At 64.3% G+C, this 19819-nt stretch carries 24 protein-coding genes and 1 tRNA gene; 19 read left to right on the top strand and 6 right to left on the bottom strand.

The window, feature by feature from the left end; translation table 11 throughout:
* Positions 1-121: 121 nt before the first annotated feature.
* Positions 122-556 (bottom strand): CoA-binding protein, encoded by a 435-nt coding sequence (locus tag F3H95_RS00485; protein ID WP_149744571.1) that lies wholly within the window; start codon positions 554-556, stop codon positions 122-124.
* A gap of 79 nt (positions 557-635) precedes the next feature.
* On the opposite strand from F3H95_RS00485, the gene F3H95_RS00490 reads away from it, so the two are divergent.
* The 9 genes from F3H95_RS00490 to F3H95_RS00530 all read left to right on the top strand — a co-directional run bounded on the left by F3H95_RS00490 (position 636) and on the right by F3H95_RS00530 (position 6920).
* Positions 636-986 carry a hypothetical protein gene (locus F3H95_RS00490; RefSeq protein ID WP_244617835.1) on the top strand — a complete coding sequence of 117 codons (351 nt, stop codon included), beginning with the start codon at positions 636-638 and terminating at the stop codon, positions 984-986.
* A gap of 276 nt (positions 987-1262) precedes the next feature.
* Positions 1263-1727 carry a 50S ribosomal protein L13 gene (gene rplM / locus F3H95_RS00495; protein ID WP_143125485.1) on the top strand — a complete coding sequence of 155 codons (465 nt, stop codon included), beginning with the start codon at positions 1263-1265 and terminating at the stop codon, positions 1725-1727.
* Positions 1728-1729: 2 nt separating this feature from the next.
* Positions 1730-2197, top strand: coding sequence for a 30S ribosomal protein S9 (gene rpsI, locus F3H95_RS00500; protein ID WP_143125486.1), 468 nt, complete (start codon positions 1730-1732; stop codon positions 2195-2197).
* 186 nt (positions 2198-2383) lie between these two features.
* Complete coding sequence (locus F3H95_RS00505; protein ID WP_149744572.1) at positions 2384-2764, top strand: antibiotic biosynthesis monooxygenase; 381 nt, start codon at positions 2384-2386, stop codon at positions 2762-2764.
* 3 nt (positions 2765-2767) lie between these two features.
* Entirely contained in the window at positions 2768-3721 is a 954-nt protein-coding gene (gene speB, locus F3H95_RS00510) for an agmatinase (protein ID WP_149744573.1), read from the top strand.
* 71 nt (positions 3722-3792) lie between these two features.
* A complete protein-coding gene (argC, locus tag F3H95_RS00515; protein ID WP_143125489.1) occupies positions 3793-4725 on the top strand; it encodes an N-acetyl-gamma-glutamyl-phosphate reductase in 933 nt (310 codons plus the stop codon).
* 27 nt (positions 4726-4752) lie between these two features.
* Positions 4753-5151 (top strand): VOC family protein, encoded by a 399-nt coding sequence (locus F3H95_RS00520; protein ID WP_149744574.1) that lies wholly within the window; start codon positions 4753-4755, stop codon positions 5149-5151.
* 2 nt (positions 5152-5153) lie between these two features.
* A complete protein-coding gene (locus F3H95_RS00525) occupies positions 5154-6026 on the top strand; it encodes an aminoglycoside phosphotransferase family protein (RefSeq protein ID WP_149744575.1) in 873 nt (290 codons plus the stop codon).
* Positions 6027-6092: 66 nt separating this feature from the next.
* Positions 6093-6920, top strand: a complete 828-nt coding sequence (locus tag F3H95_RS00530) for a class III extradiol ring-cleavage dioxygenase (protein WP_149744576.1) — start codon at positions 6093-6095, stop codon at positions 6918-6920.
* Positions 6921-6924: 4 nt separating this feature from the next.
* Here the strand turns inward: F3H95_RS00530 and F3H95_RS00535 are convergent, their stop codons facing one another.
* Entirely contained in the window at positions 6925-8016 is a 1092-nt protein-coding gene (locus tag F3H95_RS00535; RefSeq protein WP_149744577.1) for a COX15/CtaA family protein, read from the bottom strand.
* Positions 8017-8160: 144 nt separating this feature from the next.
* Here F3H95_RS00535 and F3H95_RS00540 point away from each other — a divergent pair, with 144 nt between their 5' ends.
* Together F3H95_RS00540 and F3H95_RS00545 are read left to right on the top strand one after the other, a co-directional pair.
* A complete protein-coding gene (locus tag F3H95_RS00540) occupies positions 8161-8370 on the top strand; it encodes a DUF2842 domain-containing protein (protein ID WP_143125494.1) in 210 nt (69 codons plus the stop codon).
* 222 nt (positions 8371-8592) lie between these two features.
* Positions 8593-9732, top strand: coding sequence for a GNAT family N-acetyltransferase (locus F3H95_RS00545; protein WP_188134256.1), 1140 nt, complete (start codon positions 8593-8595; stop codon positions 9730-9732).
* Between the two features lie 25 nt (positions 9733-9757).
* Here the strand turns inward: F3H95_RS00545 and F3H95_RS00550 are convergent, their stop codons facing one another.
* The gene (locus F3H95_RS00550) at positions 9758-12061 is read right to left on the bottom strand and encodes a Wzz/FepE/Etk N-terminal domain-containing protein (protein ID WP_149744579.1); all 2304 of its coding nucleotides are present in this window, start codon (positions 12059-12061) and stop codon (positions 9758-9760) included.
* A 197-nt stretch (positions 12062-12258) separates the two neighbouring features.
* On the opposite strand from F3H95_RS00550, the gene F3H95_RS00555 reads away from it, so the two are divergent.
* The 5 genes from F3H95_RS00555 (at position 12259) to F3H95_RS00575 (ending at position 17245) form a co-directional block, all read left to right on the top strand.
* Complete coding sequence (locus tag F3H95_RS00555; RefSeq protein WP_149744580.1) at positions 12259-12837, top strand: polysaccharide biosynthesis/export family protein; 579 nt, start codon at positions 12259-12261, stop codon at positions 12835-12837.
* Positions 12838-12841: 4 nt separating this feature from the next.
* Entirely contained in the window at positions 12842-13981 is a 1140-nt protein-coding gene (locus tag F3H95_RS00560) for a glycosyltransferase family 4 protein (protein ID WP_149744581.1), read from the top strand.
* Positions 13982-14113: 132 nt separating this feature from the next.
* Complete coding sequence (locus F3H95_RS00565; RefSeq protein ID WP_149744582.1) at positions 14114-15670, top strand: undecaprenyl-phosphate glucose phosphotransferase; 1557 nt, start codon at positions 14114-14116, stop codon at positions 15668-15670.
* On the top strand, positions 15667-16926 hold the full coding sequence (locus F3H95_RS00570; protein WP_143125500.1) for an O-antigen ligase family protein: 1260 nt from the start codon (positions 15667-15669) through the stop codon (positions 16924-16926). The genes F3H95_RS00565 and F3H95_RS00570 overlap by 4 nt, the downstream gene beginning before the upstream one ends.
* A gap of 31 nt (positions 16927-16957) precedes the next feature.
* Entirely contained in the window at positions 16958-17245 is a 288-nt protein-coding gene (locus tag F3H95_RS00575) for a helix-turn-helix domain-containing protein (protein ID WP_143125501.1), read from the top strand.
* Here the strand turns inward: F3H95_RS00575 and F3H95_RS00580 are convergent.
* A complete protein-coding gene (locus F3H95_RS00580) occupies positions 17223-17492 on the bottom strand; it encodes a hypothetical protein (protein WP_149744583.1) in 270 nt (89 codons plus the stop codon). The genes F3H95_RS00575 and F3H95_RS00580 overlap by 23 nt on opposite strands.
* 1 nt (position 17493) lies before the next feature.
* On the opposite strand from F3H95_RS00580, the gene F3H95_RS00585 reads away from it, so the two are divergent.
* The 3 genes from F3H95_RS00585 to F3H95_RS00595 all read left to right on the top strand — a co-directional run bounded on the left by F3H95_RS00585 (position 17494) and on the right by F3H95_RS00595 (position 18294).
* Positions 17494-17838, top strand: a complete 345-nt coding sequence (locus F3H95_RS00585) for a hypothetical protein (protein WP_149744584.1) — start codon at positions 17494-17496, stop codon at positions 17836-17838.
* Between the two features lie 108 nt (positions 17839-17946).
* Positions 17947-18135: a hypothetical protein gene (locus F3H95_RS00590; RefSeq protein WP_143125503.1), complete on the top strand. Its 189-nt coding sequence runs from the start codon at positions 17947-17949 to the stop codon at positions 18133-18135.
* A gap of 82 nt (positions 18136-18217) precedes the next feature.
* Positions 18218-18294: transfer RNA gene (locus F3H95_RS00595), tRNA-Pro, on the top strand.
* A gap of 434 nt (positions 18295-18728) precedes the next feature.
* On the opposite strand, the gene F3H95_RS00600 is transcribed toward F3H95_RS00595, so the two are convergent.
* Together F3H95_RS00600 and F3H95_RS00605 are read right to left on the bottom strand one after the other, a co-directional pair.
* Complete coding sequence (locus F3H95_RS00600; RefSeq protein WP_143125504.1) at positions 18729-19265, bottom strand: MerR family transcriptional regulator; 537 nt, start codon at positions 19263-19265, stop codon at positions 18729-18731.
* A gap of 136 nt (positions 19266-19401) precedes the next feature.
* Positions 19402-19740 carry an integration host factor subunit alpha gene (locus F3H95_RS00605; protein ID WP_143125505.1) on the bottom strand — a complete coding sequence of 113 codons (339 nt, stop codon included), beginning with the start codon at positions 19738-19740 and terminating at the stop codon, positions 19402-19404.
* Positions 19741-19819: the final 79 nt, after the last annotated feature.

A 19819-nucleotide genomic window follows, 5' to 3' on the forward strand; every position in this document is an offset into this window, starting at 1 on the left:
GAAAAGGCAGACTGGGGTGGCAACGCGCGCCGCCCCTTTTTCTTGACCGCATGCAGGGAGAGACCCGTAAAGCCGCAGCCCCCGGGCGTCCGGCGCGGATTGCCGGACCCGCAGAGGCGATTTACCGCCGCCCGATGAGCCGCGGATATTCGATGGCCGGGCAGCGATCCTGCACGACCTTCAGACCGGCTGCTTCGGCCCTGCCCGCCGCCGCATCGTCGCGCACGCCAAGCTGGGTCCAGATCACCTTCGGCGACGGATCAAGCGCCAGCGCATCATCGATCACGGCATCCACATACTCGGAAGCGCGGAACACATCGATCATGTCCACCGGTTCGGGGATATCGGCGAGCCGGCCATAGACCGTGCGGCCCAGAATGGTCTTGCCTGCCTGTCCCGGATTGACCGGAATGACGTGATAACCCTTCGACAGCAGGAACCCCATGACGCCGTGGCTTGGCCGCGACGGATTGGGCGAGGCGCCCACCACCGCAACGGTTTTGACCGTCTTCAGGATGTCGGCAACGTAACCGTCTTCGTATCGATCGTGATTCATCGCGTCGTCCTCCTCCGGCCCTTGGCCTGACGATAGTCTGCGCTAGTTCCCTTCCGGGATCCTTAACAGGACATTTAAGATGCGAGCCATACACGCTGCAACCCTTGCTCTCCTGCTGCCCATGCTGACGCTTGCCACGCCGGTGCTGGCGGTTTCCCGCTACACGTCCACGCAGATGGCCTGTGCCGACGTGCAGGCGAAGATCGCGCAGGAAGGGGCCGTCATCCTGCGCTACAGCGGCCGCAAGGGCATTCCGCTCTACGACCGCTACGTGGCGTCCGGCCGGCAGTGTTCCTTCGATGAATTCGCCAAGGCCTCGACGGTTCCGACCGCCGACCGGCAAAATTGCCCGGTGCGCCATTGCGAGCGCCGGCCGGAGCCGGAAGACTGCCGCAATTTTCTCGAACCCGGCTGCTTCGGGCTCGATTGACACCCTGCCCGCTGCAGAAAAGGCAACCTCGACGACGATTATTTTGTGGTAACATGAAACCACATTATCAAGTCATTGTTTTTGCTAGCCTATTTTCTAAGGCGTCGGTCCGGTCGATCTTGACCGGATTTCAGCACATCCGTATAAGCCGCGCCAGGATGACGGGAGCCGTATGCGCGCCCGGCATCCTAAGGCCGCAACAGGCCAAACCAAGCAACAAGAAACGCCCGTTGCCGAGGATTTCCTCGTTTCGGGATCACCAAGAAGAGAGCACATATGTCTACCTTCGTACAGAAGCCCGCCGAGGTGGAGAAGAAGTGGATCCTGATCGACGCCGAAGGTCTCGTCGTCGGCCGTCTTGCCACGATCATCGCAAACCGTCTGCGCGGCAAGCACAAGGCCACCTACACCCCCCACGTTGACGACGGCGACAACGTCATCGTCATCAATGCCGACAAGGTGGTCTTCACCGGCAAGAAGTACTCCGACAAGAAGTACTACTGGCACACCGGTTATCCGGGCGGCATCAAGGAGCGCACCGCACGCGCCATCATCGAAGGCCGCTTCCCGGAGCGCGTTCTCGAGAAGGCCGTCGAGCGCATGATTCCGCGCGGCCCGCTTGGCCGTCGCCAGATGAAGAACCTGCGCGTCTACGCCGGCACCAACCACCCGCACGAAGCTCAGCAGCCGGTCGCCCTCGACGTGGCCAAGCTGTCCAACAAGAACACACGGAGCGCCTGATCATGGCTGACCTTTCTTCCCTCAAGGACCTCGGCACGGTAGCCCAGGCTTCCGCTCCGGTTCACGAGCGCAAGGTTGACTCGCTCGGCCGTTCCTACGCCACCGGCAAGCGCAAGAACGCGGTCGCCCGCGTCTGGGTCAAGGCTGGCTCGGGCAAGATCATCGTCAACGGCAAGGACTATTCGGCTTATTTCGCCCGTCCGGTCCTGCAGATGATCCTGCAGCAGCCGATCGTCGCGTCTGCCCGTAACGGCCAGTTCGACATCGTTGCCACGGTTGCCGGCGGCGGCCTGTCCGGCCAGGCCGGTGCCGTTCGTCACGGCATCTCCAAGGCGCTGACCTACTTCGAACCGGGCCTGCGCTCCGTTCTGAAGAAGGGCGGCTTCCTGACCCGCGACAGCCGCGTGGTCGAGCGCAAGAAGTACGGCAAGGCCAAGGCCCGTCGTTCCTACCAGTTCTCCAAGCGCTGATCGCGCACCGGGAACCGGTTTCCGGAATTGGAAAAGGCGGGGCTTCGGCTCCGCCTTTTTCGTTGCGGGTCAGGCCCGCCACGGCGTCTGCAAACGACCCGTAACGCGCCATCCATCAGCATTTGGAACTTGTTCATCAACGGCGTTTCGGCATCATGTCGGCCACCAGACCACCGGACATCGCCCATGAGCCTTCCATCATTTGCCGCTCTGCCCGCCCCGCCCTACCATGTCGTCACCTTCGCCTCCCAGCGAACCGACGGCGATAACGGCTATGGCGCCATGGCCGATGCCATGCTGGCGCTGGCCGGGCAGCAGCCGGGCTTTCTCGGCGCCGAAAGCGCACGCGACGAGGCTGGCTTCGGCATCACCAATTCCTATTGGCGTGACGAGGAAAGCATCCGGGCCTGGAAGCAGGTGGTGGATCATCTCGCCGCCCAGCGGCGGGGACGGCAGGACTGGTATCGGCACTATGCGGTGCGGATCGGTGTCATCCACCGGGCCTATGGTTTCGACCGGCCGGAGACTGCCGCAGCCACAGACGAGAACGCATTCGAAAGCACCTGAGCCATGGCCTCGAAATCCATCGACAACGCCTTCACCGCCAGAAGCCTGCGGGGCGCCGCCACCGATCCGACCTATGCCGGCGCGCTGTCCTTCATGCGCCGCCCCTTCACCAAGGTGATCGAGGGAGCCGATGCAGTGGTGCTGGGCATTCCCTTCGATGCCGCTGTCTCCAACCGCCCCGGCGCGCGTTTCGGGCCGCAGGCGATCCGCCGCGCCTCCGCCATCTTCGACAACGATCCGCAATATCCTTTCGCCCGCGACCTGTTCGAGGCCATGGCGGTAGCCGATTACGGCGACGTGCTGCTGGACTATGGCAACCACCGCGAAACGCCGGAACGGATCGAACGTCAGGCCGCCGAGATTCTTTCGACCGGCGCCTATCTGCTGGGGCTGGGCGGCGACCATTTCGTGACCTGGCCGCTGCTGAAGGCGCATGCCGCGAAGCACGGACCTCTGGCGCTGGTGCATTTCGATGCACATCAGGACACATGGGACGACGATGGCGAGCGCATCGACCACGGCTCCTTTGTCTGCCGTGCGGTGCGCGAGGGCGTGATCGATGCGGCCCGCTCCATCCAGATCGGCATCCGCACGCAGGCGCCGGAGGATTTCGGCATCCGCATCCTGCACGGCTATGCCGTGGAGGACATGAGCGCGCAGGCAATCGCCGACGCGATCGTCGCGCATGTCGGCGACGCTCCCTGCTACCTCACCTTCGACATCGACTGCCTGGACCCGGCCTTTGCGCCGGGAACCGGCACGCCGGTGGCGGGCGGTCCCTCCTCGGCAAAGATCCTGTCGGTGCTGCGCAAGCTGGGTGCTCTCGATATCCGCGGCTCTGACGTGGTGGAGGTGGCGCCGGCCTACGACCATGCCGACATCACCGCCATTGCCGGTGCAACGGTCGCCATGTATATGCTGGGCCTCAGGGCCGAGCGTCTTGCGGCGGGCCTTTAACAAACTGAATCAAGTCGCGGATAAACTGAATCCGCAACCCCGGTTAAACCCCTGATTTTCTGGATAAAGACATGAGCGCGAAAATCTTCATCGACGGCGAACACGGAACCACGGGCCTGCAGATCCGCACCCGCATGGCCGGCCGCCGCGATGTGCAGCTCCTGTCGATCCCGGAAGCGGAGCGCCGCAATGCCGCGATGCGCGAGGACCTGCTGAACAGCGCGGACATCGCCATTCTCTGCCTGCCAGACGATGCCTCTCGTGAAGCGGTGTCCATGCTCTCGGGCAACAACCGGGTGCGCATCATCGACACCTCGACCGCCTACCGGGTCGCCGAGGACTGGGCCTATGGCTTTGCCGAGATGGACGCGGCGCAGGCGGACAGGATCCGCTCGGCGCGCTGTGTTGCCAATCCCGGCTGCTACCCGACCGGCGCGATCGGCCTCATCCGTCCGCTGCGGGCTGCCGGCCTGCTGCCGGATGGCTACCCCGTCACGGTCAACGCCGTTTCCGGTTATACGGGCGGCGGCAAGCAGATGATCGCCCAGATGGAGGACCAGAGCCGCGAGGATGCGATCAGCGCCAACAACTTCCTCTACGGCCTGACGCTGAAGCACAAGCACGTGCCGGAGATGAAGGTGCATGGCCTGCTCGACCGCGCCCCCCTCTTCTCGCCCTCCGTGGGACGTTTCGCGCAGGGCATGATCGTGCAGGTGCCGCTGTTCCTCGAGGACCTCAAGGATGGCGCGACGCTGGAGAGCGTGCATGCAGCCCTCGTGGCCCATTACCAGGGCCAGGACATCGTCACCGTCGTGCCGCTTGCCGACAGCAGCGCGCTGGCGCGGATCGATGCCGAGGAACTGGCAGGGCAGGACACGATGAAGCTCTTCGTGTTCGGCACGCCGGGCGGCGCGCATGTCAACCTCGTCGCCCTGCTCGACAACCTTGGCAAGGGCGCCTCGGGTGCTGCGGTACAGAACATGGACCTGATGCTCTCGGCCTGAGACATCACGCAAGACGGGAGGGGCAGGATGCTGGACCACATCGGACTGTCGGTGGCCGATCTTGCCCGCTCTCGCGCCTTCTACGACGCCGTGATGCCGAGGCTCGGCGCGGCCTGTGTGACGGCGGTGACGGCGGAGGAAACCGGCGGCACCTATGAGGGCGCAGGCTATGGCCGCAACGGCAAGCCCTCCTTCTGGATCGGCAGCGGCGGTCGTACCCGAGGCAGCCTGCATGTGGCTTTCGTGGCCGACAGCCGCGCCGCAGTCGATGCCTTCCATGCCGCGGCCATGGCGGCGGGCGCCACGGATAACGGCGCACCGGGCGTGCGGGAGCATTACCATCCCCACTACTACGCCGCCTTCGTGCTCGATCCCGACGGTCACAATATCGAAGCCGTCTGCCATCTGCCGCCGATGGACGCGTGAGCATGGACGAAGGCTCCCCGTCCGTCGATCCGCTGCTGCGGTCCGACCTCTTGCGGGGCTGGACTCTAAACGCGCCGCGCCTGATCGCCGATACCCATTCCAGCCGCCTCTACCGCGTGCGGCGCGCCGATGGCAGCGGCGCCATCCTCAAGCAGTTGAAGCCCGAGGGGCTTCGCGAGCGGGCCGGCTTTGCCTATCTCGCGTGGCGCGACGGGCTGGGCGCCGTGCGCCTGCTGGAGCAGTCGGACGACGCCTGCCTGCTGGACGATGCCGGCACGCAAAGCCTCGCCGACCTGCACAAGGCGGAGGGCGATGAGGCTGCAACGCCGGTCCTCTGCGAGCTTCTGCCGCTGCTGCATGCGCCCTCCGACCGGCCTCCACCTCCGGACCTGATCCCGCTGGAGCGGCATTTCCGCAGCCTGTTCCAGCTTGCTGAAAAGGACGGCCCGCACCGGGAGATGGCGGTCTGGGCGGCCCGGCACGCACGCGACCTCATCGACCACCAGACGCGACAGATCCCGCTGCACGGCGACCTGCACCACGACAATGTCATGAGGGGCATAGACGGCACCTGGCGCGTCATCGACCCGCAGGGCCTGATCGGCGATCCCGCCTATGAGGTGGCCAATATCTTCGGCAATCCCGGTGGCGCGCATCTGTTCGAACCGGCCCGCGTGGTGCGGCTCGCCGAAACCTTCGCCCCTGCGCTGGGCTGCGATCCGCGAACGGTGCTGCGCTATGCCGGTGCGCATGCGATGCTCTCGACCGCCTGGTCGCTGAATGAGCCGGACAACCCGAACGCGACGGAAAACATCCGGGAGCGGCTTGCCGTTGCCGGCTTCGTTCGTTCACTGATCGAGCAACAATCTGTTTGAAATTTGTGCTGTAGTGTGAACAGCCGATCCCCGCTATGGTCGCCTCAGGATCGGAGATCACCTTCCATGCAGCAGACGCGTTTTCCCGTATATTTCATTCCCCATGGCGGCGGCCCCTGGCCCTTCATGGACTTTCCCAAGAACGACGAGGGCAAGGGGCCCTGGGACGAACTGGGCGATTTCCTGCGCGGGCTGGACGCCGAGATCGGCCGCCGTCCCAAGGCGGTGCTGGTCGTGTCCGGGCACTGGGAGACGGAACCGGTGCCGACGCTGAGCACGGCTGCACAGCCGCCGATGCTGTTCGATTACTACAATTTCCCGCCGCACACCTATGAACTGTCATATCCGGCGCCAAACTCGCTGGAGCTTGCCGCCCGCGCCCGCCAGCTGCTGTCGAACGCCGGCATCGACTCGGCGGAAGATCCCGCCCGCGGCTTCGACCACGGCGTGTTCATTCCCTTCATGCTGATCTATCCCAAGGCGGATGTGCCGATCACCATGATCTCGCTGAAGAACACGCTCGACGTGGAAAGCCATGTGGCGATCGGCAAGGCGCTGGAACCCTTGCGCGACGAGGATGTGCTGATCATCGCATCCGGCATGAGCTATCACAACATGCGCAAGTTCCGCAGCGCCGAGCCCGACCACGTGGCCGAAGCCATCCGCTTCGATGACTGGCTGACCGAGGCGGTGGAGACGCCGGACCCGGATGCGCGTGCGGAAAAGCTTGCCCTCTGGCCGGACAATCCGGATGCCCGCGCCTGCCATGTGCCGGACCATGACCATCTGGTACCGCTGTTCGTGGCAGCGGGGGCGGCCGGCGCAGACCGCGGCACGCGGATCCTGCGGACCACCTTCCTCGGCAAGCCCTATTCCGCCTTCCGCTTCGGCTGAAGGATCAGGCGGCGGCCGGGCTGCGGCGGAATTCGCCGTAGAAGCCTTGCCAGTGGGTAATGGCATAGGCCAGAACAACCAGACCGCCGCCCTGATGCAGCAGGCCAAGCTCGATCGGCACATGCAGAAGCAGCGTGGCGATGCCGATGCAGGCCTGCAGGCAGACCAGCCCGAACAGCGCCATGGCACCCTTGGCATGCGTGCTGCCGGGCGTTCTGGCGATCGAGACGATCATGTGGACGAAGGTCAGCGTCAGCAGCAGATAGGCGCCGCAGCGGTGGACGAACTGCACCGTCTTCGGGTTTTCGAAGAGGTTGATCCACCAGGGCTGGCGCAGAAAGAGATCGCCGGGGATCAGCGATCCATCCATCAGCGGCCAGGTGTTGTAGGAAAAGCCTGCATCGAGACCCGCCACCAGCGCGCCGAGATAGATCTGGAACAACGCGAGAAAAGCGAGACCGCCCGCGGCAAGATGCGAATGCGCGGTCGGCGGGGCATCGACGCGCTGCGGCGTCAGCCCGCGCATGATCCACACGCAGGCGGAAAAAATCAGGCAGGCGATCGTCAGATGGGTGGCGAGGCGGTACTGCGACACATCCGTGCGCACGGAAAGTCCGGAAGAGACCATCCACCAGCCGACGAAACCCTGGAAGCCGCCGAGCGCCAGCAGTCCGACCAGCGGCAGCCGCAGGCGCCTTTCCACCCGGCCGCTCAGCCAGAACACCAGAAGCGGCAGGCCGAAGACGAGGCCGATGGTGCGCGCCAGCAGGCGGTGCGCCCACTCCCACCAGAAGATCGTCTTGAACGCATCGAGCGTCATGCCCTGGTTCAGCTGCGTATATTGCGGGATGCGCTGGTAGAGCTGGAACTCTTCCTCCCATTCCGCAACCGACAGCGGCGGGATGACCCCGTGGATCGGCTTCCACTCGGTGATGGACAGGCCCGAATCGGTCAGCCGCGTGGCGCCGCCCACCAGCACCAGACAGAAGAGCGTGATGATGACGACCTGCAGCCAGCGCCGCAACAGCAGGCGGTTTCGTTCAAGCCGGTGCACGGCCTCGGCTCTGCCGGTCTGCGTGATATCCAAGGTCGCCATGGCGTTCTCCTGACATTCGTCAACAATGTCCATCTGCCGTTGATTTGCCTGATGCCCCCGTGCAAAACAAGGGGAGAGGCTTTGCGGCATGCCGTCGCGGCAGGTCGGGGACGTCGCAGGTCGGCACGGACGGGGAGAGAGACAATGCCAGTTCGGTTGAAGAAACTCATCGGCACCGTGCTGATCGTCATTCTCGTGATGCTCTATGCCCTGCTTGCGACCACATTCGCCACGCTTGCGCTGTCGCAATCTCCGTGGTGGGTGCATCTTGCCTATTTCGCACTGACCGGCGTGCTGTGGGTTCTGCCCGCCATGCTGATCATCAAATGGATGGCCGGACCGCGCCAGCGCTGACCCGGCAAAGCTTCCGCCTTCATCGTCACTTAACCGTGACAGCCAAATCCTCCCTGCGTTTTGCAGGAGGTAAAGGTCGCCTTTCGCTCCAGCTGCTAGCCTTGCCGTGCAACGATGCAGTGGCAGGGGTTGAGCGTGCAGGACGGATTGCTGGGATCGATGGAGACGGCGGGGCGCGGCAGGCCCGCGCTGCAGATCACGATACGCGACAGGACGAGTCCGATGACCCTGTCGATCGTCCGCGACATCACGGAGATCGAGGCCGAGTGGCGGCGCCTGGAAGCACTGCCGCGCAATTCGCTGCATCAGGGTCTCGACTGGTGCAAGGCCTGGGTCGCGGCGCACCGCGCTCCGCTGACGCTGGTGGTTGGCCGCATCGAGGGACGGATCGCAATGATCCTGCCGCTCGAGATCCATCGTCGCTGCGGCATCACCAGCGCCGTTTTCCTCGCGCATCGCTATAACAACATCAACAGCGGCCTGTTTGCCGATGATCTCGCCCTGTCGGCCCGGGCGCAGCAGGCCCTCGTTCGCGATCTCGCCAAACACCTGGGCGAGGAGGTGGATCTCGTGGTGCTGGAGGCCGTGCCGCTGGTCTGGCGTGGTCGCCCTCATCCCTTCGCGGCCCTCACCCGCGTGCCGCACCAGAACCATTCCTTCCAGCTGCCGCTGAAGGGCGACATGGCGGCCACGCTCGCACAGGTAAACGCCAAACGCCGGCGCAAGAAATTCCGGACACAGACGCGCCGGCTGGAAGAAGCCGGCGGATTCGAGCATTACATGCCGCGCACCAGCATCGAGCGTCATGCGCTGCTGGAGGAATTCTTCCGGCAGAAGAAGGTCCGCTTCGAAGCCCACGGCCTGCCGGACTCCTTCGCCAGCCCGTCAGTGCGCAACTTCCTGCATGCACTGCTGGATCTGCCACCGAAGGGAGATGACCATCCGCTGACGCTGCATGCCGTCCGCCTCAGCGGTCAGCCGGGCAAACCCATTGCCGCGATTGCCGGGCTGTCCCGCAAGGGTGACCACGTGATCTGCCAGTTCGGCTCGATCGACGAATCACGCCTGCCGGAGGCGAGCCCCGGCGAGCTTCTGTTCTGGCTGATGATCGAAAAGGCCTGTCGCGAGGGAGCCCTCCTGTTTGACTTCGGCGTCGGCGACCAACCATACAAGCGAAGCTGGTGCCCGGTGGAAACCGTGCTGCACGACATCCTCCTTCCGCTGACCCCGAAAGGTAAGCTGGCGGCAGGCCTGCACAGCGCTCTGGTTGCCATGAAGGCACACCTCAAGCGCAACCGCTTCCTCTATCATCTGGCGCAGCGTGTGCGGGCTGGACGGCTGGTGCCGACCCTGACCGAATAGCGCCCTCAGGAGGCTTCAGGAGCCCTCAGGCGGCATGACGCCCGTGCGGCGTGCCGGTCAGATGGGTGCCACCGGTCATCACAAGCGCATCCGGATAGCCGGCCGCGGCGAACCGGGCGACGGTCTCGGCAATGACATCCTCCGAGGCGCCGGACAGGGAGAGGATCAGCTCGGCATGGCTGCCGCGCATAAGCCGCTCCAGCGCCCGCACATCCGCCGGGCCGCATTCCACCAGCACGATTTCATAGGCGCCCGTCAACGCATCGATGATCATGGTCAACCGATCCGCAGCCCGCATGGCTTCCGCCGCATCGGCCGTGCCCTGCGGAATCACATGCGCCTCCGAGAGCCGGTCCGGATGGATGGTATCGCCGAAGGCTGCTTCGCCGCACAAAAGGTCGGTGATGCCGGCAAGGCGCGCATCGCCTGCCATCAGGCCGGTCGGGCAGGCCGAGCCGGTCAGATCCACCAGCACGACCGAGCGGCGGCGCGCGGCGAGCGCCCGCGCCAGCACGACGGCGGCGGCAGATCCCGCATCTCCCTGCGGCGAAACCGAGATGACCAGCGCATCGCGCCGTCGCAAAAGGTAATCCCTGACCGCCTCGATGCCGAGCGCCGGAACCGCCGCCGACGGCACCGGAGGCACTGGAGCGGATACCGCCGGGGCTTCGAAGGCAGCCTCCGCAGGCGATGGTGGCGTGGCCCCGGATGGCGTCTCGAGCGACGCGATGATGGCGTTGGCGTCATCTAACGGCTGCGCAGTGATCCCCACGCTCTCCGGCTGTGGCGTCAATGACGGTCCGAGACGGGGCGTTTCGATGACAGGACCGGGGGTGTGTATCTCGGGGAGAACCGCGGCAACGGGCGTCATCCCCTCTGGCGGAGCGGCAGATACGGGGTTCGACCGGGGCACCGATGAGACATCGATCTCGCCATCGGCCGGGCGCAGCGCCCGTCCGGAAAACAGCGCCATCAGAATGAGCACGATCACCTGCACCACGAAGGCCGCGAGCGCTGCAACGATGGTGATCGGGATCACCTTGGGGAAATAGGGCTCCGGCGGCTCGATCGCGGTGGAGACGATGCGGGCATCGGCGGGTGTCGACTGAACATCGATCCGCGAGGCCGCCTCGCGATATCGGGCGAGATAGGTTTCCAGCAGCTGGCGCTCGACCGCCGCTTCGCGCTCCAGCGCGCGCAGGCCCACCTCCCCCTCGTCGCTGCGGGAGGATTCGGCCTGGAGGCTGCCGAGCTGCTGCATCAGCTGCTGCTCGCGCAGCCGCGCCACCGTCGCCTCGCCTTCGAGGCTGGCGAGGATCTTGCGCGTTTCCGCCTCGATCTGCTGGCCGATGCCGGCAAGCTGCGCGCGCAGTGCCTTCAGGCGCGGATGCCCGTCCATCAGCGTGGTCGAGGCATCGGCGATCTGGCTGCGCAATCCAGCCTCGCTTTCCTTCAGACGCTGGATCATGGCCGAGCCGACCACATCGCTCAACGTATCGGTGCCGCGTCCGGCGGCGAGCGCGGCGCGAACATTTCCGGCACGAGCTTCCGCCGAGGCACGATCGCTGCGCACCTTCGCCAGTTCAGCCGACATGTCCGCGAGCTGCTTCGTGGTGAAACTGGTATTGTCACCGGACTGAAAGAGGCCGTGCGCGGCGCGATAATCGGCCACCTTCTTCTCGGCCGCCTCGACGCGCGCCCGCAGCGTCTCGATCTCCGGCTGAAGCCAACGTGTGGCATCCGAATGCGTATCGCGCTTGGCATCGCTCTGCAACGCGAGATAGGCCGCCGCCAGCCGGTTGGGGATGGCCGCGGCAAGCTTCGGATCCTTCGAGCTGAATTCGATGGCGATCACGCGCGAGCCTTCGACGGGGTAGACCTGCAGCCGCTCGCGAAAGGTCTTGAGGATGCGGTCCTCTGCCGGAAGATCGAGCGGATCAGGCTTCAGACCGACAAGCACAAGCGGGTCCGGCAGCAGCGCGTAGGCATCCGGATCGAACTCCTTGCGGGCACCGAGATTCATCTCGCGGGCAATGGCGCGGATAAGATCGGCCGATTGCAGGATCTGCGCCTGGCTTGCCACGTTGGAGGCATCGAGCAGCCCGTCATTGGCACCCTGTGCACCATCACCAACAAGGCCTGCCCCGCGCGCCTCGATGACCAGCCGGCTTTCGGCCTTGTAATAGGGCGACATCAGGCTCGAGACGGCAAAGGCCGCCACGGCCGCCAGCGCCGTGGTGAGAAGAATGCGCCGCCGCTTTTCCCAGACAGCGGAAAACAGCTGGCCGAGATCGATATCCGCATCCTGATTGCCGCTGACGCCCGCCATGAACAACTCCGCTTCCAAGTTATTCCAAACTCTAGGGGATCGCGGTAACCCCGGCGTTAATGGCACGCCGCGGCGCCGGCTCCTGTCGCTTTCGCGCACAACCGGACGCGGAAAAGTTGAACCCTCTTTACCCGCCATTAACCATAACAGCCGATAACAGGGTCAATCGCCTCACCGAAGCCGGAGCCTCGCGCGAAATGTGGTTCGCACGAAAAAGATCTGCCCTGTCGCTAGTTGCAGCAGCCTGCCTCTCGACCGCGCTTGCCGGCTGCACCAGCTACAGCCCGGCACCGAAGGCCTTCGCCCAGGCAACCATCCAGCCCTACCGTCTCGACAGCGGCGACCGTCTGCGCGTCGCCGTCTTCGAACAGCCGAGCCTGTCGAACACCTATACGGTCGATCAGGCGGGCTACATCTCCTTTCCGCTGATCGGTCAGGTGCCGGCGCGCGGTCAGACCCTTGCCGGCCTTGAGGGCGCCATTGCCACGAAGCTGAAGCAGGGCTATCTGCGCAACCCGGACGTGACGATCGAGGTGGACCGCTATCGCCCCGTCTTCGTGATGGGCGAAGTCGGCCGCCCCGGACAGTATTCCTACGTGCCCGGCATGACGGCACAGAACGCGATCGCGATTGCCGGCGGTTTTACCCCGCGCGGCAACCAGCGCGATATCGACATCACACGCAAGATCAATGGAGACGTCCTGACGGGCCGCACCAGCATTTCGAGCCCGATTCTGGCCGGCGACACCATCTACGTGCGCGAACGGCTGTTCTGAGACCATGACGGCACGTCCGCTGCGGATCATCCATTGCTTTCGGTCGCCCGTCGGCGGAATTTTCCGCCATGTGCGCGATCTGGTGGAGGAGCATGCGGCGGCTGGCCATCAGGTCGGCATTCTCTGCGACAGCTCCACCGGGGGCACGCATGAGGAGAAACTCTTCAAGGCGATCGCGCCCCGGCTTGCGCTGGGCCTGACGCGCCTTCCCATCCGTCGCTCGATCGCTCCCTCCGATCTCGCGGCGCTCTACAGAAGTTATCGACATATCAAAAGTTTGCGGCCGGATGTTCTGCACGGACACGGCGCCAAGGGTGGCGTCGTGGCACGGCTCATCGGCTCAGTGCTGCGGGTGAACAGGTATTGCGTAGCCCGCCTCTATTCTCCGCATGGCGGCAGCCTGCACTATGACCGGTCGCGCCCGGCCGGTCAGGTGGTGCTGCGTCTGGAACGCCTGCAGGAGCGCTTCACCGACAGCCTCGTCTTCGTGTGCGATTATGAGCAGCGAACCTATGCGGCGAAGGTGGGCAAGCCTCGCGCGCCGGCCCGGGTGATCTACAACGGCATCACCGACAGCGAATTTTCTCCCGTGACGACGGCCCCGCAAGGGGCCGATTTTCTCTATATCGGCATGATGCGCGACCTGAAGGGGCCGGATGTTTTCATCGAGGCCTTTGCCGAGACCGAACGCACCGTCGGCCGCCCGCTCTCGGCCGTGATGGTGGGCGACGGGCCGGACCAGCAGCGCTACCGGAAGATGATCGTCGAGGCCGGACTTGGCCGGCGCATCCGGGTGGAGGACGCCATGCCGGCGCGGACTGCCTTTTCGCTGGCCCGCACGGTCGTCGTTCCCTCCCGCGCCGAGGCCATGCCCTACATCGTGCTTGAAGCGCTGGCCGCCGAAAAGCCGGTGATTGCCAGCCGCGTGGGCGGCATTCCGGAAGTGCTGGGTGTCGACAGTGCTGCACTTGCAACGCCAGGCGATGCCCGCGACCTCGCCCGCCGCATGACCGACGTTCTCATCGATCCCGACTGGCAAGCGCGCGTGATGCCGCGACCGGAGGAATTCCGGGCCACCTTCTCCGCCTCCGCCATGGCGGGACAAATGCTGGGGCTCTACCGCGAGCTGATTAGCCCCCACTGATCGACAATCGCCACTCAAAGCTTTCTTAGCACCTTTGCTGCTATTGCTGCGGCTTCAAGCGCGCATCACGCGGCTACTGCCGCCTGAAGCGCATGCTGAGGACTTAAGGGTAAGGCAGGCGGGATCACGACGATGAACGAACCGGCGCGGCAGGACGAGTTCAACGTGGAGGCCCTGCGCCAGAAGGTGACTGCCATCGCGCCCGATGCAGCCCCGGCCGCAGGCGGCCACAAGCCCGTCGAACTGAATCCCTTCGCCCGCCAGATTGCCGAGCAGTTCCGTGACACAAGCCGCAGTCCCGCCATGCTGGCGGGACAGATCCGGCTGGCCGAGTTTCTCCTGATCCTTGGTGTCGGTCTTGTCGCCGCCCTGCCCGCAGGCATCGCGCAGGCCGCCGATCTTCTCGCTCCGCTTCTGGTGAGCGCATGCGCGGCTGCGGTGGCGGTTTTGCTGCTGCAGCTCGCCGATGCCTATCAGATCCCGTCGCTCCAGGCGCCGAACCGCATGTGGCGTCGCGTGATGACGGCCTGGACGATTGGCTTTGCCGTGCAGATGGCGGGCAGCGTCGCGATCGACCGGCCGATGTCGTCTGTGGCCATGCTGGCGCTCTGGTATCTCGTCGGCACACTCCTGCTGCTGGCGCTGCGACAGGCTCTTGCCTTCGGCATTCGCCACTGGTCGCGCAATGGAATCATGGAACGGCGCGCCGTCATCGTCGGCGGTGGCCAGCCGGCGAAGGATCTGGTGCGCGCGCTGGAACAGCAGGAGGACAACGACATCCGCATCTGCGGCCTGTTCGACGACCGTGGCAGCGAGCGCTCGCCCGATGTTGTCGCCGGCTATCCGAAACTCGGCACCTTCGATGAACTGGTGGAATTTGCCCGCCTCGCCCGCATCGACATGCTGATCATCGCGCTACCCGCCACCGCCGAGGAACGCATCCTGCAGCTGGTGCGCAAGCTCTGGGTGCTGCCGGTCGACATCCGGCTTGCCGCCCATGCCAGCCGCCTGCGCTTTCGCCCGCGCACCTATTCGCATGTCGGCAGCGTGCCGATGCTCGACCTGTTCGACAAACCGATCCGCGACTGGGATTCGGTTGCCAAGCGCATCTTCGACATCGCCTTTGCCGTGGCCGCACTGCTCGTTGCCTGGCCGGTGATGCTGGCGGCGGCCGTTGCGGTGAAGGCCACCTCGAAAGGGCCGGTCTTCTTCATGCAGAAGCGCCACGGCTTCAACAACGAGGTGATCAACGTCCTGAAATTTCGCTCCATGTACACGGAGCTTGCCGATCCGACCGCGCGCAAGGCGGTGACGAAGAACGATCCGCGCGTCACCCCGGTCGGCCGCTTCCTGCGCAAATCCTCGCTGGACGAGCTGCCGCAGCTGTTCAACGTGCTGCGCGGCGAGCTTTCCCTCGTCGGCCCGCGCCCGCATGCGGTGCACGCCCAGACCGGCGAACGCAAATATGTGGACGTCGTCGAGAGCTACTTCGCCCGCCACCGGGTCAAGCCAGGGGTGACCGGCTGGGCGCAGATCAACGGCCTGCGCGGCGAGCTGGACAGCGACGAGAAGATCCGCGCCCGCACCGCCTACGACCTCGACTACATCGAAAACTGGTCGCTGCTGTTCGACCTGAAGATCCTGTTCCTCACGCCGATCCGCCTGCTCAACACGGAGAATGCCTATTGAGCGCGCTGGCCGACAGCCCTGCCCCGCCGTTTCACCCGCAACGGGCGGCGCTGAGGCTGGTCGGCTCCGGCATGGTGGCCTTCGGCGTCTTCCTGTCCGGCTTCGTCATCTCCGAGCCCGCTCCTTACGAACTGATGATGGCGGTGCAGATCGCGCTCTGGTTCCTGCTGGGACTGAAGATCTCGCGGCCGGTGGCACCGCTCCTCATCCTGCTGCTGCTCTTCAATGTCGGCGGCATCCTGTCCCTGACGGTGATGGCGGATATCTCCGAGGGGCCGATGTATATGGCGGTCTCCACCTTCCTCGCCCTCAGCGCCGTCTTCTATGCCGCCATCATCGAGGATGGCCACCAACGCCTGCTGCTGATCTTCCGTGCCTGGGTGGCCGGGGCTCTCATCACGGCGATTCTCGGTATTCTCGGCTATTTCCATGCCTTTGCGGGGGCCGAGATCTTTACGCTCTACGACCGCGCCAAGGGTGCCTTCCAGGATCCCAATGTGTTCGGGCCCTATCTCGTCGCACCGGCGCTCTACCTGATGTACAGGCTTCTCTCCGGCTCGCTTGCCCGCGCACCGCTTTACATCGCCGGCCTGCTGGTGCTGACGCTCGGCATCTTCCTCTCCTTCTCCCGCGCCGCCTGGGGGCTTTACCTGTTTGCCACGCTGATGCTGGTGGCGGTGATGCTGCTGAAGGAGCGCACCGCCGCCTTCCGGCTGAAGATCTTCTCGCTCTCGCTTGCCGCCATGGTGCTGCTGATCGTGGCGATCGGCGGCGTACTGCAATCAAAGAAGGTGGACGAGCTGTTCCTCAATCGCGCCAAGCTGGTGCAATCCTATGACGGGGCGCGTCTCGGCCGCTTCGAGCGGCACAAGATCGGCTTCCTGATGGCAATGGAGCGGCCGCTCGGCCTCGGCCCCATGGTGCTTGGAAAGATGTTCGGCGAGGACGAGCACAATATCTGGCTGAAATCGCTCACCACCTATGGCTGGCTGGGATTCGTCTGCTACGTGACCTTGATCTGGTCCACGCTGATCATCGGCTTTCGATCACTGCTCCGGGAGCGGCCCTGGCAACCCTATCTGATGATCGCCTGGATCCTGATTGCCGGGCATGCGCTGATCGGCAATGTCATCGACATCGACCACTGGCGCCATGTCTATCTGCTGTTCGGAATTGTCTGGGGCTGCTTTGCGCTGGAGCAGCGCCATCAGCGCGACCGAACCGCTCCCGCTCCGGCGACGACAGAGCCCTCTTGACCGCGGCCGGCGCAGGCCCATTTCCTCAGGCATGATCAGCATCGAACAAATCCGCGCCGCACGCGCCATGCTTGGACTTTCCGCCAAGGACCTTGCCCGGGCGTCCGGTCTTTCGTCTCAAGATATCGAAGCGCTGGAGCGCGGAGAAATGCCGGGCATCGATCTGGCGCGGCTGAAGGCAACGCTGGAAGGCCACGGCATCGTGTTTGTGGCGGCAGGCGAGGATAATCCGGGGGCTGGCCCCGGCGTCCGCTTGCGCCAGGCACCGGCGGATGAGGGACTACGTCCGGAACATCTCAGCTCCGCCAACGACGGTTGAGGCGCATCGGCGCGATCCCCACGGACGCATCCTCGTGCCGGCGGCGAAAACGGCCAAGTGCGGCCCAGACCATCACGCCGAGAAGCGTCAGCGGCCACACCAGACACAGGACAAGGCCAATGACCCGCAGCCCTGTCCACCGCTCGCCCGAGGCCAGCCGATCGAGAAACGCCTGCCCCAGGAAGACGAGCGCCACCAGCATGTAGATGCAGGCCAGGACCACCTCGAACCAGAGGGGAAGTGTCACCGTGAAAACCTCGCGAGAACTGACGACTGCTCGAATTATGCCGTCTTTTGCGCCCGACACAAGCAGGCGGCGCGCCGCGCCGGGCGCGACGCCATCAGGTTCGTGCGCCCTCGCGATTCGCCTGGAACAAAACCACGACTGGGTCGTTGATCGGCGCCCGCTCGAACGCGGGTTCTCGATCAAGGAGTTTTGGAAAATGGCCCGCAGCAACAGTCTTTACCTGATCATCGGCGCGCTCGTCGTGGTCGTCGCCGGACTGGGCGCCTATGTCGTGCACGAAGAAACCAAGCCGAAGGGCGTGGAGATGAGCATTTCCAGCAACGGCGTCAAAGTGGAACAGAATTGACCTGCCTCAATGCGAGAACGTTTGCGAATATTAACCTTTCGCGATATACAATCATGCGGGGAATAGCAGAAAACTGCAGCGCATAAAAAGAGAACGAGAGGGTGCATCATGACCGAGCATGTCGATCAAAAAGTCACCGAGAGGCAAGGCCTGCGCAAGGTCTGGAACGTCAGCGAGTTCGCACGGCGCTACCGTCTGGATTCTCGGGAAGAGAACCGGCTTCTGAAGCTGCTGGGGCCCTTTGCCTCGGAGCAGGAACTGCTGATGAACGCAACCCGTACGCCGATTTTTCGCTAGGCAATTCTCCCTCACGCCCGAATTAGGTCTTGCACCCTGCGCGGCAAGTCAGTAAGGAGGGCGTGCTTCCAAGGAAGCAGGTCGGGGCGTAGCGCAGCCCGGTAGCGCACTTGACTGGGGGTCAAGGGGTCGCTGGTTCAAGTCCAGTCGCCCCGACCATTTCTTCCCGGAACCTTCCCATCCCCCAGATGGCGGTTCGCTTTTCCTTAAATACCTGTGTCGCACTATTGCCCGTTGATGTTCGCGGTCAGCGGTGAGTGTCACTGTGCAGCTAAATGGCTTGAAACCTCATGCCGGATTGCTTTCAACCGGCCAAAGGTCTCCTCCGCCGTGACAGGCGCATGAGATCGCACGGGACCGTACTCCCGAGACATCATCTTCCCTCATCCCCCAGAAGACACGCAGTCCGATCCCGATTCGGAGCCAGTGCGACACCGGACACTGCGGAAGAGAATCTGGCAGCGCTGGTGGGCCGTCTCCTCAGAAACAGGCAATGTCGCGGTACAGGGAGGCTGCACGGGAAACGCCCTTGGCGAGATCGCAGGCAGGAACGGGCGACACCGCCGGCCCTTCCCGCAGCAGAACGGCGGCCGTCAGCGAACCTGGTCCAGCAGGCGCTTGCATTCCAGAAGATCGAAGAGAGCCTCCTGCAGGAGGGCGCGGTCTTCCTTGCCGATGGAACTCTTGCCGATCGACACTTCCAGCGAATCATCCTCGCTGCCACCGCCGAAGCCGAAGAAGCGGCCGCTGGGCTTTGCCTTCGGCCGGCCGACGATCTGGTCGTCGTCGGGGCTCACCACTTTCGGTTCCACCACCCGGTCGTTGTTGGCGGCCATGATGGCCTCCATCGTCGCCATGTCGCCAGAGGCAATGGCGGCCACGAACTTGTTGCCATTGGTGCGCAACAGCTTTTGCACGCCCTTGATAGTATAGCCGTGATCGTAAAGCAGGTGACGGATGCCCTTCAGAAGATCGACGTCTTCCGGGCGATAGTAGCGGCGGCCGCCGCCGCGCTTCATCGGCTTGATCTGCGGAAAACGGGTCTCCCAGAAGCGGAGCACGTGCTGGGGCAGGTCCAGATCGTCGGCAACTTCGCTGATCGTGCGAAAGGCGTCCGGGCTCTTGTCCACGTTCTCATCTCCACCGCCGGCAAAGCGCCGACTCACGCAACGGCATTTCGATTGATAAACCGCATTTCAACGGCTTACGGCGTCGAATTCAAGCGTTTCAAGAAATGATAAACAGACGAATGCGTGAAAATCACGCTCAACCGGGCGGATTGACCGGCTTCAGCTTGGCCTTGCGGGCGAGATGCGCCTTGAGGATGCGCTGCTTCAGCACGTTGGAGGCCTTGAACGTCATGACGCGACGCGGCGAAATCGGCACTTCCTCGCCCGTCTTGGGATTGCGGCCGATGCGTTCGTTCTTGGCGCGCACCTGGAAGGTGGCGAAGGACGACAGCTTCACGATTTCGCCGCGCACGATGGCGTTGCAGATCTCATCGATCACCGTCTCGACGAGTTCGGCAGATTCGGTGCGGGAAAGGCCGACCTTGCGAAACACGGATTCCGCCAAGTCTGCTCTGGTCACTGTCTTGCCGGCCATGGCCCCCGCCCGTCACTGTTCGTTTTATTGGTGAAGCGCCCAAACACTATGTTCCTTGCGGTTCACGGTCAAGCACTTG

This window comes from Rhizobium sp. RU35A (assembly GCF_900156005.1).
Lineage (GTDB): Bacteria > Pseudomonadota > Alphaproteobacteria > Rhizobiales > Rhizobiaceae > Neorhizobium > Neorhizobium straminoryzae.